Source organism: Enterobacter sp. Cy-643 (genome assembly GCF_011752815.1).
Lineage (GTDB): Bacteria > Pseudomonadota > Gammaproteobacteria > Enterobacterales > Enterobacteriaceae > Cedecea.
Map to the genome: position 1 here is coordinate 244,820 of NZ_VWWV01000002.1, position 14,607 is coordinate 259,426.

Consider the following 14,607-nt stretch of genomic DNA (forward strand, 5'->3'; position numbering starts at 1 on the left):
AGAACATGAAAAAAGCCCTTTATTTGTTAGCCAGCTGCCTGTGTATGACCACATTTGTCCATGCAGAAACAATTATCGCCCCTTCTCCGCAGGCCGTGATAAGCGGTCCCAGTAAAACGGTGGCGCTGTATGGAAATTCGTACACGCATTACAATAATAATCTTAATACCCGCCTGCGCGATCTCGCTCGCTCGCTGCTGCCCGACGGGGGGAAAGGATATGCCTGGCGCGGGATCACCATCTCCAGCGGGCATTTAGGCTGGCATATTCCCAATCTTGCTTTTCAGAATAACCTGCAGCCCTGGGATACGGTGATCTTCCAGGGAAATTCGACGGAAACGATCTCCGCCAAAGCGGCAACCCGGGCCTCGTTTACCGAATCAGCGATAAAGATGGCGGCCATGGCCCACAAGGCGAATGAAAAGGTGGTCTGGTTTATGACCTGGGCACGCAAAGATAAGCCAGAGCAAACTGAAAAATTAAAACGAGCCTACCTGGATATTGCCCGCCAAACCGGTGGCTATGTGGCTCCCGTCGGGCTAGCCTTTGCGGCGTCCCTGCAGCAGCACCCGGAAATCAATCTATACCATAGCGATGGCAACCACCCTTCACTGGCAGGGAGCTACCTGGCCGCCTGCGTGCTGTTCGCCACGCTCTACAATCAGTCGCCGGTCGGCGGTGCCCTGCCCGTCGATAGCGACATGAAAGAGCCTACGGCGCGAGCGCTGCAGCAAACCGCGTGGGAAGTGGTCACCGCATTCAGGCAACAAAATTTGTAACCTTGCCGTTCCGCGGGGGATTTTACTCAAGGGCCGGGCAACGCCAGGCCCTCTATTCCATCACTCTGTACTGTCCGCTGGCAGTATCAACGGACTGCCCTGGCGACCAGATGACTGTCCCGTTTCAACGTAAGCCTTAGCTAAAAAACACCTTCACGGCGACAACCTCCACGTAAAATGACCAAAACCGCTCAGACCTTAACCGAACGCTGCATAATCCATAAATTAGGCTTGACCGAAGAGGGTGGACTCCCTATAGTAGCGCCCCGTTGCCCACCTAAGGTGAGCGGCAAAACAATATGGTGAGGTGTCCGAGTGGCTGAAGGAGCACGCCTGGAAAGTGTGTATACGGCAACGTATCGAGGGTTCGAATCCCTCCCTCACCGCCATATTTAAAGAAGAGCTCGCATGCAAATGCGGGCTTTTTTTTCGTATATTGCACTACGAGGGACGGGTGAGAACCCTCGACCGGGTTCGCCAAAACGGCAGGATGGCCGTTTTGCATTGCCTCCGGCAACCCGCAGGGCGAGCGCCATGGACGGTGCGAGTAACATCCCTCCCTCACCGCCATATTTAAAGAAGAGCTCGCATGAAAATGCGGGCTTTTTTTTCGTATATTGCATGCCGCCCAACGTTATTTCTTCCGCTGATATTTCTCCGGCAGCGGCGGAACCGGACGGCGATCGTCCATCAAATGAAGCACGGTCAGAATCGGATGGTGAAACAGCATACGTGGGCCACTCCAGCGCATCACCTGCTTCATTTCTTCACGTTTTGCGGGCTGATAGCAGTGGATGGGGCATTGCTTGCAGGCAGGTTTTTCTTCGCCAAAAGCACAGCGATCCAGCCTTTTGGCAGCGTAGTCATATAGCCGTGAGTAATGGTCTGGATCGGGGCTGGCAGCAGGGTTTTTGCGCTCGTACAGGGCGAGCATTTTAGCGATGGTTTGCTTTTCGCGCTGGATTCGTTTTCCGGACATGGCTGTACCTGGTCGACCGGTCAAACGTCCGGCCAATGATTGTCGATAAGATGCAATTATAATACACCTTACCGACAATGGACCGAAGCACGAATAAGGGTTAGAGGTCGCGGAAAGTGCCTAACCGGTAACCTCTTTCGGCGATAGCATACTTCAGCGCGGCGGAAGTCAGCACTTCCAGCTCTGCCAGGCGCGGGTAGCAGTAGTTGCTTTTCAGTATTGTGTTATCCACAAACGACGGATGGCACATCACCTCCAGTGAGGCCTCTTCACGCTTAGCCGAAGCGTCCAGGCACTCCAGCAGCAGGCTTTCAGAAATAGCGTCACCGTAAAACTCGCTGCTGAACCCTTGCGTACTTCTCACGCCAGCCAGTGAAATATTATCCCGGCTGGCGGCATCACGATCGACGCGCAGCGGGATCCCTTTTTCGCTGGCAAATGCCGCAACGATGGGGAAGATTTCCGGGATCATATGTACGTGGTGGTGGCTATCGAGATGGGTCGGCTCAATACCGAAAATATCTATAAAGCGCTGATACTGGCTGTCCAGCTCGCGCTTGATTTCGTCCAGATCCAGCTGCCCCTGCTCCGCCATCTCCCAAATCCACTTGCCCAGCGTGCCCGTTTTACGAGTCAGCACCGGCATGTCGGTCAGCGGTTGCCCCAGCGTCAGCACGAAGTGCATGCCGACCCCCAGCCCCGGATAGCGAGCGCACAGCCCGGCGGCATGTTTAATGGCTTCAGCGTTAACCATCGCGGTGGTCGACGTCACCACGCCGTGGTGAAACGCTTCGATGATGCCGTAGTTTTGCGCCTTACTCAGGCCAAAGTCATCGGCGTTGATAATCAGTAAGCGGTCCATAGCATCCCTCTTGAGTGACCCTCCCCATCCGGGGAGGGCACAGATTACTGACAAAGAGAGAAAAAGCGTGGTTTTTCCCTCTTTGTGGCTATCAGCCGAAAATCAATGAATTGATTTTCCTGTTTATTTTTCTGGTGACACTTTGCAGAATTTTATCCGCGTGAGGTTTGTCATCAGTTTCAGCCCTCCCCGTCCGGGGAGGGCAAGGCATTAAGCCAGTTTTTCGATAGCTTTCGCAAAGTTTGGCAGATGGGCTTTATGGGCAAGCAGCATCTCTTTGGCAATCACTTCCGCATCCTTGTCAGAGTGGATAAGCGGGCTCAGGTTCAGCGCCAGCAGCACATCGTTGAATTCACCGCTCAGCGCCGCCTGGCTCGCCGCCACTTCGAAGCCTTTGATGGTATGAATCAGGCCCATCACTTTCTCGTCGAAGTGAGTCACGCGTGGGTGAGGCCTTGCACCATCCCGGCCAATGATACTGGTCGTTTCGATAGCCCAGTCCGCCGGGATATTGTCCACGTGGCCATGGTGCGGGATGTTCACGTAGTGCTCGGTCTGCTTATCATTGTAGATAGCGCTGATCACTTCGCATGCGGCGTCAGAGTAGTAAGCCCCGCCTCGCAGCTCCAGCTCTTTCGGTTTCACGTCCAGGTTAGGATCTTTATACAGTTCGAACAGCTGTTTCTCGACCTTCTGCACCACGGAAGCGCGCGCGCCGCCTTTGTAGAACTCGCCCATTTCGATGGCCAGCATCTCTTTCTGCTTGAAGTAGTACAGCAGGTAAGAGCACGGCAGCAGGTTCAGAGAACGAATCAGCCCTTCGCTAAACGGCATGTCGAAGATGTTTTTCACCGAGTTAGCGCTCAGTTTACCGCTGGCTACGCCGTCCAGCAGTTCGGCAAAACGGGACTCGCCGTTCACCAGCACATCTTTGATGAACACCATGTGGTTCAGGCCGAAGAGGTCGATCCCCAGGTCATCTTCCGGGGTCAGCTTCAGCACGTCGGTAATAAACATTTTCATGCCAACGGGGATGTTGCACACGCCGATGAATTTTTTGAAGTTGGTGTGGCGGAATACCGCCTCGGTCACCATCCCGGCCGGGTTAGTGAAGTTGATAACCCAGGCCTCCGGGCAGATTTCCTGCACGTCTTTGATGATGTCGAAAATCACTGGAATGGTGCGCAGCCCTTTGAACAGGCCGCCCGCGCCGTTGGTTTCCTGGCCAAGATAGCCGTGGCTTAGCGGAATACGTTCATCCAGCTCGCGCGCTTTCAGCTGGCCCACGCGCAGCTGGGTAGTCACGAAGTCCGCGTCCTTCAGCGCTTCACGGCGGTCGAGGCTCTTGTGTACCGTCATCGGCACGCCGGCATGCTCAATCATGCGCTGGCAAAGATTGAAAATAATATCCTGCTTTTCTTTACCGGCTTCGACATCCACCAGCCAAAGTTCGGTAATCGGTAATTCATGATAGCGCTTAATAAAACCTTCAAGTAATTCTGGGGTATAGCTGCTGCCGCCACCGATAGTAACAACTTTTAATTTCTTAGTCATACAGGCTCCCGTACAGCGCCACGCGCCGTATTTAGAAAATTGAATAAGTTAATAAAAACGCAATATTGACCGTGGTAATAAACCAGCACCTTAATTAATGCTGTACAATTTCTTCCGATAACTATTAGGCGTAAAGGAGGTGACCTTTTTAAAGTTCTTAATAAACATGCTGGGGCTGCTGTAGCCGGACTCAAAGGCAATATCGGTCACCGACGAGTTAGTAATCTCCAGCTGTTTCTTGGCAAAATTAATGCGGATTTCATTAATAATCTGCATCGGCGTTTTGCCATAATAGCGCTGAGTGGCGCGCGTTAAATACTCCTGCGACTTACCCGAAAGCGCGACCATGTTTAATAAGGCTTTGTCACCAAAACGCATTTTGTCGTGCATCCCTTCAACGGTGGATTTTAACCACAATGGAATATCATCCTGATTTTCCGACTCCCGATAATGGCGCAGTCGATTGACGACATAAAAACTCACCATTTCGAGGAACTCGTTGAACTCCCCTTCGCGGAAATTAAACGAGGCAATCACCGATTCCATAAACGCCAGGAATTCATCCTTAATCTGGTAAACCTGTGAGGCCACCAAATGGGACGGCAGCAGCGGCATATAATGCTGTTCAAAGAACTGCTGACTGATCCCCACGTTAAATAACCGGGTCGCACCAAACTCGTAGAAACTCTGATGATGGGAACCGACCGGAATAAAGACAAAATCGCCTCGCTCCATCAGCACGCGCTTACCGTTAATTTCCTGATAGTAGCGCCCGGTCAACACGATAGTGAATTCGTAGTAGTCATGCTGGTGCAGCCCGCTCACGCTCTCTTCTTTGGTGTAGATAAACGCATGGAAACACTTGCCGTTAAACAGCTGGCTTTCACGAACAATGTTAATTTCCATATTGTCTATCTCTGGCTGCATATGCTGACCTGCTACTTGTCCATTTTTTCGTGTAATTCAATCAACTCGGTGACCAGCTCACGCGCCAGCATCGAGGTCATCAGGTGGTCCTGCGCGTGTACCAGCACCAGGCTCACTTTGGTTTTGCCTTCGCCCTGGTCGCCTTCAATCAGCTTTGTCTGCACCAGGTGCGCTTCGTTCAGGGCGGTACGGGACTGATCCATCATCTCTTTAGCCCCGGCGAAATCACCCTGCTTGGCTTTTTTGAGCGCGCCGTAGGCAAGGCTGCGGGCCTGTCCTGAATTGATGATGAGGCCCATCACCACTTCTTCGAGATCGTCCACTTCCACTTCAGTTTCAACAACATTATCTAAATCAAACATAAGCGTGCTCCCCGGATTCTGAAAACGGGGGAGGCCTTCCCTCCCCCGGCTGAACTTAGAATTTCAGTGCGTTAGCGATATCTTCTTCGCTTTCTTCTTCTTCAATGACCGCCTGCGCCTTGTTGGACAGGATAACGAACGGCATGTACACCAGCGTTGCAACACCCAGGTTGAACAGCGCCACCAGCAGAGCAGCGACGCTGCCGTTACTGTTGAAGAAGGCGCCCAGGCCGGTAGGCATGGTCCACGGCGCCAGGTTGGTCACCGGCGGGATAATGCCCATGGAGTACGCAATCAGCGTGATTGCGGCCAGAATCGGCTGCACCGCCACGAACGGGATAAACATCACCGGGTTCATGATGATCGGCAGACCAAACAGAATCGGTTCGTTAATCTGGAAGATGCCTGACGGCAGCGCCAGCTTAGCGACCTGACGGTGATCGGCGCGGCGAGAGGCGATGAAGATAGCGATAATCAGACCCAGCGTCGCACCGGAACCCCCCAACAGGATGTAGGAGTCGAGCATTGGTTTGGCCCAGAAGTGGAACTGTTTACCCGCTTCAATAGCGGCTTCAACAGAACCGTACTGCTGGTACAGCGCCACGTTTTCCAGCGCCCATGGGGTCATGATGCCGTTATCCAGAGCGGTAAGCGCCAGAGAACCGTGAACACCGAAGAACCACAGCAGGGAGTTGAAAATTACGTATGCCCAGCCAACCACGCTACCCATTGACGCCAGCGGAGTCGAAATGGAGTCCATGATGATCTGGTGGAAGTTGCTGCCGTAGTGAGACAGCGCCCAGGAGATGATCCCGAAAATAGACAGAATCAGGAAGCCTGGAATTAACGCCGAGAACGAACGGGATACCGAGGCCGGTACGCTATCCGGCAGAGTAATGACCCAGTTTTTGCGTATAACAAAGGTAAACAGCTCCGCGACGACCAGACCGATAATCATACCGGAAATAATGTTCTGACCGCCCAACCAGTTAGCACCTACGGCATAGGCTTCACCCACGCTATATGGCGTAACGGTCATAAAGGCGGCTACGGATAATAAGCCCGCGGCCAATGGATCAACCTTTCTTTCTTCAGCTAATGCCATGCCAATGAAAAAAGGCGCCATCAGCGACATTATGCCCAACGTACCGTTGTACACATTGCCGCCGATAGCTTTAAACCCATTCAGGGTTTCAATGGTCTCGGGGTCTAAACGGATGCCTAACGAGTAGAAAAATGACCCTGCGCCAAAGCTCAGGAATACGTTGTTGATCAGAACAAACATTGCCCCGGTTAGGGTTAATGGCATTAATTTAATAAAACCGTTTTTAATGGCATTAACGTGAGGCTGTTTTCCTATTTTTACAGCAAAAGGCAGGAGAACCTTCTCAAGTGAATCAATGACTTTACTCATATTATAAATATCCTTGAAAGCCGTAATAATTATTACGGCTGTAGGTGTAAGTCGCTCTTTGACGGAAAATTAAACAAAACAAGAATAAAAAATTAACTCTCGGCCGCTGCTTTCTTAATTGCTGCCACAGCCGCTTTCAACACACCCAGCCCATCGACTTTACCGTACAGAGCAGAATCGATAACTTCTACAGGCTTGGTGGGCAACAATTTCTTGATATCTGCCTGCATGTAGGCAATTTGTGGCCCGAGTAACACCAGGTCCGCATGTTTCCCTTTCTCGCTGGCTAAAGACTCTGAGAAAGCTTCAATTTCTACCGGTACTTCATACTTTTCGGCCTGCGCTCGCATTTTGGTCACTAACAGCGAGGTTGACATCCCAGCGGAGCAGAACAGGTAAATTTTTTTCTTTTGCATAAGTTGTTCCTCAAGTCTCAATACGCTGTAACGGACTTCCGCGGCGTATTGTTGCTGTTCCAAAGCGGGTTTGTGGAGAGAGACTATTGTCTCTGCTTGAGGAAAGTATACGGCATGCATTCCGAAGAGAGATAATTCCTGGGTCTCACAAATTGTCTCTCCTTGACCTGGCATTATGACTGCCTTCACAGTTTGGCCAAATAATTCGCGCAAATAAAAAAGCCCAAACCGAAGTTTGGGCTTTTGTCTAAATCGTTGAAGACCGTCAGTCGTAGGCGTTCAGCGTACGCTGGCAAAGGGCCGAACGCACGCAATCCTGCTTACCAAAGCGAACAACGCCGACCATGTCATCCTCTTCAAAACGGTTCAGCGCATCGCTTAAACCGGACGGTACGCCCGCAGGCAAATCACACTGCGTGATATCGCCATTGACGATAACCGTCACGTTTTCCCCGAGGCGAGTCAGAAACATTTTCATTTGCGCTGCAGTGACATTCTGCGCCTCATCCAGAATAACCACGGCATTTTCAAAAGTACGTCCGCGCATATAGGCGAACGGCGCAATCTCAACCTTACCAATTTCAGGCCGCAGGCAATACTGCATAAAAGACGACCCTAAACGTCGCACCAGGATGTCATACACCGGGCGGAAATACGGGGCGAACTTCTCTGAGATATCACCGGGAAGGAAGCCGAGATCTTCATCGGCCTGCAGCACCGGACGGGTAACAATAATCCTGTCGACATCCTTATGTATCAGGGCCTCAGCGGCTTTCGCCGCGCTGATAAACGTCTTGCCACAGCCGGCTTCGCCGGTAGCAAATATCAGCTGCTTTTTCTCGATGGCATTAAGGTAATGCGCCTGAGCTTCATTACGCGCTTCGATAGGTGAATGGTCGCGGCTGTCGCGCGCCATGCCTATAGATTCTACGCCGCTCATCTGCACAAGCGTGGTGACCGATTCCTCTTCACGCTGCCGGTGGCTACGCGAATCCCGTCTCAGCACACGTTTTGCTTCGCGACGAGCTTTGATCACAGCTTTCTGTCTTCCCATGGATGGCACCTTACAGTTGGTTTCATTTCCCGCGCCGTCTGAACAGGCGCGATTATGGCCACTAACGGATGAGGTTTGGCTTCCTTGTAAGCCATTAACTGCCGTTTGAGAGGGTGCGCTAAGCGAACGCGAAACGTTGCCTGACGCACCGTTAGGACGCTGATTTGACTCTGAATGGGGAAATTTAGCGGTGAAGATAGCGAAGCCGGAGGAGAGGCCTCCGCGCTGGGTAGTGCGGGTAAAGTGTTTAAGTAACCGTCCAGTACAGGACCCAACCATTCGCGATCTCCGTAGTGATTAAACGTCACAGCAGGGAACTACCGCTCATGCTTTAAGTACAACAAACATCACCTAAAATGCAACATAAATTTCACTTTTAAGTAACGTTTAATCGCAATCTGCTGCTGTGTACCGTTTTCGCACATCAATATTACAGAAATATATCAGCGGGATAGTCATAGGGAATTGCGATAAATAATCAGGCCGGTGAATTGTTAGCAAATGAAAATCTACATAAACCACTCTCGATAAGAACGATTAAGGTTTCCCTCAGTCACAATGTCGCTTCTGGATTTACCCTCTCCCTGGCAGGGAGAGGGAATAAATAATGCTCCCGCCGACTGTTTTCTCCCTCGCCCCTGTGGGGAGAGGGCCGGGGTGAGGGGAAGATTTGTTCCCGGCTCTCATCACCGGTACGGCAATAATTACGCCTCAATCATCCCCTGTCCCAGATAATGCTGCTTATCCGGCACGCCCGGCAGCGCGAAGAAATACCCGCCGCCGATCGGCTTGATGTACTCTTCCAGCGCCTCGCCGTTCAGCCTGCCCTGCACCGTCAGGAAGCCTTTTTCAAGGTCATGCTGGTAGCAGACGAACAGCAGCCCCATGTCGAGCTGACCGGATTTGGTGGCGCCCAGTGAATAGCTGTAGCCCCGCCGCATCATCAGCCCCGACTGCGTCTCTTTGGTCCTTGGATTTGCAAGGCGGATATGGGCATCCAGCGCAATCACATCGCCGTCAGGATCGGCGGCGTAGTCCGGCACATCGTGCTCATTTGTCATACCCAGCGGCGCACCGCTGTGTTTCTCTCGCCCGAAGATAGTCTGCTGCTCTTTCAGCGGCGTGCGGTCCCAGGACTCAACGTGGAACTGAATAATGCGCACGGCCTGATAGCTGCCGCCGGCAGCCCAGGCCGGCTCCTGTTGCTGTTTAGTCACCCACACCACGTCGTCCATCAGCGGCTTATCATGGCTGTCCGGGTTGGCCGTCCCGTCTTTGAAGCCCAGCAGGTTGATCGGCGTCTCTTTCCCGCGACTGCGCGCGGCGTGATTGGAAATAAACCCTTCCCGCCTCCAGCGCACGCTGAGAAGATCTGGCGTGTGCTTGATAATATCGCGCAGCGCGTGGATCACCGTGTCGTTAGTGTTGGCGCAAATCTGCAGCAGCAAATCACCGTGGCAGAGGCTGGCATCCAGCGAATCATTCGGGAAGCTGGTCATTGGCTGTAGCTTTTTAGGCATCTGCTTTTGTAGCCCAAAACGCTCATCAAACAGCGAGCTGCCGACGGAAACCGTGATCGTCAGGTTATCCGGATAAATTTCCGCCCCAAGAATGCCGGAGTCCATCGGCGGCAGCCGTGGATTTGGCGTATCGGGCGCCGGGCCGCCGCTGGTCAGGAAGTCAAAGCGGGCGGTCAGCAGACGGAACAAACGTTCGAGATCGGCTTTATCACTGGCCAGCACGTCAAACGCCACCAGCATCATGGCGGCCTGCTGAGGCGTCAGAATGCCGGCCTGGTGCTCAGCGTACAGCGGCTGGCTTTCCAGACGACCATCCGGCGGCAGCGTACCCGGCGAAGAGACCGGATTCGCCGCATGCGCCGCCATCGGGCAACCACTGCCCACGGCAAAAGCGCCCCCAAGGGCGCCTAATGTTTTCAACAGCTGGCGGCGCGCCGGTTGGTGCGCGCCGGTGTTTTCCTTATCGCTCATGATGCTTAGTCCAGACCCATCACGCCACGTAGCTGAGACAGGTCTTCCGCCAGCGTCGTGATTGGCCCTTTCAGCGCTTTACGGTCGTTATCCGTCAGCTTGTCGTAGGTTTCAAACCCGTCTTTAGTGCGGTATTTCGCCAGAATAGCGTCAACTTTCTTGAAGTTCGCATCCACTTTCGCCAGCAGCGCCGGGTTCTCTTTGGTCAGCTGAGGACGCAGCAGGTTAACGATTTTTTGTGCGCCGTCGACGTTCGCCTGGAAGTCCCACAGGTCAGTGTGGCTGTAGCGATCTTCTTCCCCGCTGATTTTAGTCGCCGCCACTTCTTCGATCAGGCCCGCTGCGCCGCCAACGACTTTGCTCGGCGGGAAGGCCAGCTCGGAAACGCGAGTCTGCAGATCCAGTACGTCGGCGTTCAGCTTGTCAGCAAACTGTGCGGCATCTTTGGTGGTGTTGTCGCCAAACAGGATCTTCTCCAGACGGTGGAAACCGGTGAATTTCGGGTCATCCGCTTTTTTCTCGAAGTCGTCTTCACGGGCATCAATGCTGCTGTCGAGGTCTGAGAACAGCTCGGCAATCGGCTCAATACGCTCGTAATGCTGACGAGTTGGCGCATACAGGGCTTTGGCTTTCTCTAAATCGCCGGCTTTCACCGCGTCGGTAAAGGCTTTGGTGCCTTTCACCAGCTCCGCCACTTCAGCGGTCACGTAGGCTTTGTATTCGGTGATTGGGCCGGTCAGCGCCAGCAGATCGGATTTAGGTGCTTCCTGTTTGCCGGTCGCTTTCACCACCAGCTTGCCTTTCGGGTTGGTCAGCAGACCGCAGGTCATGTCGTATTCACCCGGCTGCAGGTTAGCGGTCAGCTTCTGGGAGAAGCCCGGCGCGATGTTCTCACGCTCTTCTACCACCATCACCCCTTTCAGGATCTCCCACTCCAGCGCTTTCTGGCTGTTATTCTGGATAATGAACTGGGTTTTCCCGGCGTTCACGGTCACATTCATCGGCTCACATTGTTTATCCGTGACGGTGACTTTTACCTGGGGAATATCCGCCGCCTGCGCGGCAAACGTGGAAGAGACAAGCGCGAGCAGCGCAACGTGCAGTGCCTTCAGACGAAAATGTTGGGTCATGACCTATCCCTATTAAGCAATGAGTAGTTATCACTGAACGGCGGGTCGCCCCGCCGGAAATCAATTAACGAGCCGTATTGGTCGCCTGGTTGTTCACGCGCGGCGGCATAAAGAACAGCACCAGCGCCGGAATCAGATAGATGAAGTACATCGCCACTTCGCTGACGGTAGGGGTTTCCTGATAGCCAAAAATTCCCTCCAGCAAAGTGCCGGTCAGCGAATGGGTGGAGAGCGTGTTGCTCATATCAAACGCGATATCCTGGAAGTGGTTCCACAGCCCGGCCTCGTGGAATGCGCGCACGGCACCGGCGGCAAGGCCCGCAGCGACCAGCAGAATAAACAGACTGGTCCATTTAAAGAATGCGCCTAAATTGAGACGAATCCCGCCCCAGTAAATAAGGAAGCCTAAAACGATGGCGGTGGCGAGGCCCAGCATCGCCCCCAGCGGTGGCCAAATGCCCACGTCCTGTTGGAAAGCCGCCAGCAGGAAGAACACCGACTCCAGGCCTTCGCGCGCGACGGCGAAAAAGACCATCATGATCAGCGCCCAGCCGTGGTTGCCTTTGCTGTGCAGCGCGTTATCCACCGCCTGCTCCAGCTGCACCTTGACGTTGCGGGACACTTTACGCATCCAGAACACCATCCAGGTCAGAATAAACACGGCGATAACCGCCACGATCCCCTCAAACAGCTCCTGCTCTTTTTGCGGGAACTCGCCGGTGGTTTCATTGATGAAGATACCGAGGCCCAGGCAAAGTGCAGCGGCGGCAAAAACGCCAATCCACATCACGGCTATCCACTGACCGCGCTGGGTACGCTTCAGATAGCTGGCAATGAGGCTGACGATGAGCGCTGCCTCCAGCCCTTCGCGTAACATGATGAGAAACGGAACAAACATGCCTGACACCTCAGATGTGAATACAAGTCAATTGACGTAAAGAAAAGTAAACCATAACGATTGTGATTATCATTAGCGCTGAAAAGAAAAACAAGAGACGGGGATTACATATTTATGACCAGATGTAAAAAGGGCCGGATTAACCGGCCCTTCAGACTGATGGCAAACCTCTGGCGAGAGAAAAAATATCAGACAGCTCGTTAAAAAAAACAGGAAAATCAATTCATTGATTTTCGGCTGCTCACCACAAAGAGGGAAAAACCACGCTTTTTTCCTCTTTGTCAGCAACCTATAAAGGGCCGGATTAACCGGCCCTGACGGAAAGAGGTGATTTACTCAGGCTGCAGCTTGCTCGGCGGCGCGGTATGGTAAACCGCATCGGCTTCGGCGAAACGCTTCTGCATGGAAGTGGACGGTGCTTTGCCCAGCAGGCTCACCGCCACAATGGCCAGGCTGGCGAAAGCGAAGCCAGGGATAATTTCATACAGCCCCAGCCAGCCAAACTGCTTCCAGACCAGCACGGTTGCCGCCCCAACAATCATCCCTACCAGCGCCCCGTTGCGGGTCATGCGTGACCACATTACCGAGAACAGCACTACCGGACCAAACGCCGCACCAAAACCGGCCCAGGCGTAGCTGACCAGGCCCAGCACGCGGTTTTCCGGGTTAGCCGCCAGGGCAATCGCCACCAGCGCCACCACCAGCACCATCATGCGCCCTACCCACACCAGCTCTTTCTGGCTCGCGCCTTTGCGCAGGAAAGCTTTGTACAGATCTTCGGTGATCGCGCTCGAGCACACCAGCAGCTGGCAGCTCAGCGTGGACATCACCGCCGCCAGAATCGCCGAGAGCAGCACCCCGGCAATCCACGGGTTAAACAGGATTTGTGCCAGTTCGATAAACACCCGTTCGCCGTTTTGCGTCACCGCCCCGGCCTGCTCAGGGTTGTTATTAAAATAGGCGATGCCGAAGAAGCCCACCGCGCAGGCGCCGGCCAGGCAGAGGATCATCCAGGTCATACTGATGCGGCGTGCGTTCACGATGGTGTGGTGCGAATCCGCGGCCATAAAGCGAGCCAGGATGTGCGGCTGGCCAAAGTAGCCCAGGCCCCAGCCCATCAGCGAAACGATAGCGACAAAGTTCAGCCCTTTCAGCATATCGATGTTTTCGATGCTCTTCTGCTTAATCACCAGCAGGGAATCATCAAGGCCGCCGACGGCAATGATCACCATCACCGGCGTCAGAATCAGGGCGAAGATCATCAGGCTGGCCTGCACGGTATCCGTCCAGCTTACCGCCAGGAATCCGCCCACAAAGGTGTAGAGAATAGTCGCCGCCGCGCCGGCCCACAGCGCCGTTTCATAGCTCATGCCAAAGGTGCTTTCAAACAGGCGCGCCCCGGCCACGATGCCGGAAGCACAATAAATGGTGAAGAACAGCAGGATCACCAGCGCCGAGATAATCCGCAGCAGACGGCTGGAATCTTCAAAACGCCCGGTAAAGTAATCCGGCAGCGTCAGGGCATTGTTGTTCAGTTCGGTGTGAACGCGCAGGCGTCCTGCCACTAATTTCCAGTTGATCCACGCCCCCAGGGTCAGGCCAATGGCGATCCAGCTTTCTGAGATACCGGAGATAAAGATCGCGCCCGGCAGCCCCATTAGCAGCCAGCCGCTCATATCCGAGGCACCTGCCGACAGCGCGGTCACCACGCTCCCCAGACTGCGGCCGCCAAGAATATAGTCGTCAAAGCTGCGGGTTGAACGCCAGGCAATAAAGCCGATGAGAATCATGCCAAAGATATAAACGAGGAAGGTCACCAGCATCGGTGTGCTAATTGTCATTCAGACTTCTCCATAGCTATTACGCCCGCTCTCTCTGACCGGGCTGCTTCGCGCCGGAACGAGGCGCTGTGTTGTTATCGTGATGTAATGGGGAATGCATCCTGCCGGAACCCTTTATTTTTCACAAACGATTTAACACGGCATTTACATCGTTTGCATCTGCCTTAGGTGAGCATTTTTCACCAGGTTGCACTTACTCACACTTTTAGCGGTTGCACCTTTAAAAAGTGTTAACTTCATCAATAAATCTAGCGTTCCGCTTCCCGCTCCGTCAGACGATTTTCTTATCTTACTGGTAACAATTCCCCTTTTTTGCGAGCCCTTTATCGGCTTCGATTTAACAAGGTTGCACAAAGTTGCAACTTCATAGATATTGCTGGCTAACAAAGCACAACCTCGA

Annotated in this window: 13 protein-coding genes and 1 tRNA gene; 2 read left to right on the top strand and 12 right to left on the bottom strand. The window is 53.4% G+C overall.

The genetic code is table 11. From position 1 onward, the window contains the following. Positions 1-5: 5 nt before the first annotated feature. Both F3J29_RS09505 and F3J29_RS09510 read left to right on the top strand, forming a co-directional pair. Positions 6-779 carry an SGNH/GDSL hydrolase family protein gene (locus tag F3J29_RS09505; RefSeq protein ID WP_166865644.1) on the top strand — a complete coding sequence of 258 codons (774 nt, stop codon included), beginning with the start codon at positions 6-8 and terminating at the stop codon, positions 777-779. Between the two features lie 301 nt (positions 780-1,080). Beyond that, a tRNA-Ser gene (locus tag F3J29_RS09510) sits at positions 1,081-1,168 on the top strand. A gap of 245 nt (positions 1,169-1,413) precedes the next feature. Here F3J29_RS09510 and F3J29_RS09515 read toward each other — a convergent pair. The 12 genes from F3J29_RS09515 to putP all read right to left on the bottom strand — a co-directional run bounded on the left by F3J29_RS09515 (position 1,414) and on the right by putP (position 14,207). Beyond that, positions 1,414-1,758, bottom strand: a complete 345-nt coding sequence (locus tag F3J29_RS09515) for a nitrous oxide-stimulated promoter family protein (RefSeq protein WP_166865646.1) — start codon at positions 1,756-1,758, stop codon at positions 1,414-1,416. A 100-nt stretch (positions 1,759-1,858) separates the two neighbouring features. Further along, positions 1,859-2,620 carry a chitin disaccharide deacetylase gene (gene chbG, locus F3J29_RS09520; RefSeq protein WP_166865648.1) on the bottom strand — a complete coding sequence of 254 codons (762 nt, stop codon included), beginning with the start codon at positions 2,618-2,620 and terminating at the stop codon, positions 1,859-1,861. 210 nt (positions 2,621-2,830) lie between these two features. Beyond that, positions 2,831-4,174, bottom strand: a complete 1,344-nt coding sequence (locus F3J29_RS09525) for a 6-phospho-beta-glucosidase (RefSeq protein ID WP_166865650.1) — start codon at positions 4,172-4,174, stop codon at positions 2,831-2,833. 90 nt (positions 4,175-4,264) lie between these two features. Continuing rightward, positions 4,265-5,101, bottom strand: coding sequence for a transcriptional regulator ChbR (chbR, locus tag F3J29_RS09530; protein ID WP_034808027.1), 837 nt, complete (start codon positions 5,099-5,101; stop codon positions 4,265-4,267). A gap of 11 nt (positions 5,102-5,112) precedes the next feature. Further along, positions 5,113-5,463 (bottom strand): PTS N,N'-diacetylchitobiose transporter subunit IIA, encoded by a 351-nt coding sequence (chbA, locus tag F3J29_RS09535; RefSeq protein WP_008455638.1) that lies wholly within the window; start codon positions 5,461-5,463, stop codon positions 5,113-5,115. Between the two features lie 55 nt (positions 5,464-5,518). Beyond that, positions 5,519-6,877, bottom strand: coding sequence for a PTS N,N'-diacetylchitobiose transporter subunit IIC (chbC, locus tag F3J29_RS09540; protein WP_166865652.1), 1,359 nt, complete (start codon positions 6,875-6,877; stop codon positions 5,519-5,521). A gap of 92 nt (positions 6,878-6,969) precedes the next feature. Beyond that, positions 6,970-7,293 (bottom strand): PTS sugar transporter subunit IIB, encoded by a 324-nt coding sequence (locus F3J29_RS09545; protein ID WP_008455640.1) that lies wholly within the window; start codon positions 7,291-7,293, stop codon positions 6,970-6,972. Positions 7,294-7,558: 265 nt separating this feature from the next. Continuing rightward, a complete protein-coding gene (gene phoH / locus F3J29_RS09550) occupies positions 7,559-8,347 on the bottom strand; it encodes a phosphate starvation-inducible protein PhoH (protein ID WP_008455641.1) in 789 nt (262 codons plus the stop codon). Between the two features lie 704 nt (positions 8,348-9,051). Then, entirely contained in the window at positions 9,052-10,338 is a 1,287-nt protein-coding gene (gene efeB, locus F3J29_RS09555) for an iron uptake transporter deferrochelatase/peroxidase subunit (protein ID WP_166865655.1), read from the bottom strand. A gap of 5 nt (positions 10,339-10,343) precedes the next feature. Then, positions 10,344-11,468 carry an iron uptake system protein EfeO gene (efeO, locus tag F3J29_RS09560; protein ID WP_166865657.1) on the bottom strand — a complete coding sequence of 375 codons (1,125 nt, stop codon included), beginning with the start codon at positions 11,466-11,468 and terminating at the stop codon, positions 10,344-10,346. 64 nt (positions 11,469-11,532) lie between these two features. After that, the gene (gene efeU, locus F3J29_RS09565) at positions 11,533-12,366 is read right to left on the bottom strand and encodes an iron uptake transporter permease EfeU (RefSeq protein ID WP_008455644.1); all 834 of its coding nucleotides are present in this window, start codon (positions 12,364-12,366) and stop codon (positions 11,533-11,535) included. Between the two features lie 332 nt (positions 12,367-12,698). Further along, on the bottom strand, positions 12,699-14,207 hold the full coding sequence (gene putP / locus F3J29_RS09570; protein WP_166865658.1) for a sodium/proline symporter PutP: 1,509 nt from the start codon (positions 14,205-14,207) through the stop codon (positions 12,699-12,701). Positions 14,208-14,607: the final 400 nt, after the last annotated feature.

Excerpts from the sequence above, each read along its gene's own strand:
- F3J29_RS09505 (WP_166865644.1), top strand. The coding sequence starts at position 6 with ATGAAAAAAGCCCTTTATTTGTTAGCCAGCTGCCTGTGTATGACCACA.
- F3J29_RS09515 (WP_166865646.1), bottom strand. The coding sequence starts at position 1,758 with ATGTCCGGAAAACGAATCCAGCGCGAAAAGCAAACCATCGCTAAAATG.
- chbG (WP_166865648.1), bottom strand. The coding sequence starts at position 2,620 with ATGGACCGCTTACTGATTATCAACGCCGATGACTTTGGCCTGAGTAAG.
- F3J29_RS09525 (WP_166865650.1), bottom strand. The coding sequence starts at position 4,174 with ATGACTAAGAAATTAAAAGTTGTTACTATCGGTGGCGGCAGCAGCTAT.
- chbR (WP_034808027.1), bottom strand. The coding sequence starts at position 5,101 with ATGCAGCCAGAGATAGACAATATGGAAATTAACATTGTTCGTGAAAGC.
- chbA (WP_008455638.1), bottom strand. The coding sequence starts at position 5,463 with ATGTTTGATTTAGATAATGTTGTTGAAACTGAAGTGGAAGTGGACGAT.
- chbC (WP_166865652.1), bottom strand. The coding sequence starts at position 6,877 with ATGAGTAAAGTCATTGATTCACTTGAGAAGGTTCTCCTGCCTTTTGCT.
- F3J29_RS09545 (WP_008455640.1), bottom strand. The coding sequence starts at position 7,293 with ATGCAAAAGAAAAAAATTTACCTGTTCTGCTCCGCTGGGATGTCAACC.
- phoH (WP_008455641.1), bottom strand. The coding sequence starts at position 8,347 with ATGGGAAGACAGAAAGCTGTGATCAAAGCTCGTCGCGAAGCAAAACGT.
- efeB (WP_166865655.1), bottom strand. The coding sequence starts at position 10,338 with ATGAGCGATAAGGAAAACACCGGCGCGCACCAACCGGCGCGCCGCCAG.
- efeO (WP_166865657.1), bottom strand. The coding sequence starts at position 11,468 with ATGACCCAACATTTTCGTCTGAAGGCACTGCACGTTGCGCTGCTCGCG.
- efeU (WP_008455644.1), bottom strand. The coding sequence starts at position 12,366 with ATGTTTGTTCCGTTTCTCATCATGTTACGCGAAGGGCTGGAGGCAGCG.
- putP (WP_166865658.1), bottom strand. The coding sequence starts at position 14,207 with ATGACAATTAGCACACCGATGCTGGTGACCTTCCTCGTTTATATCTTT.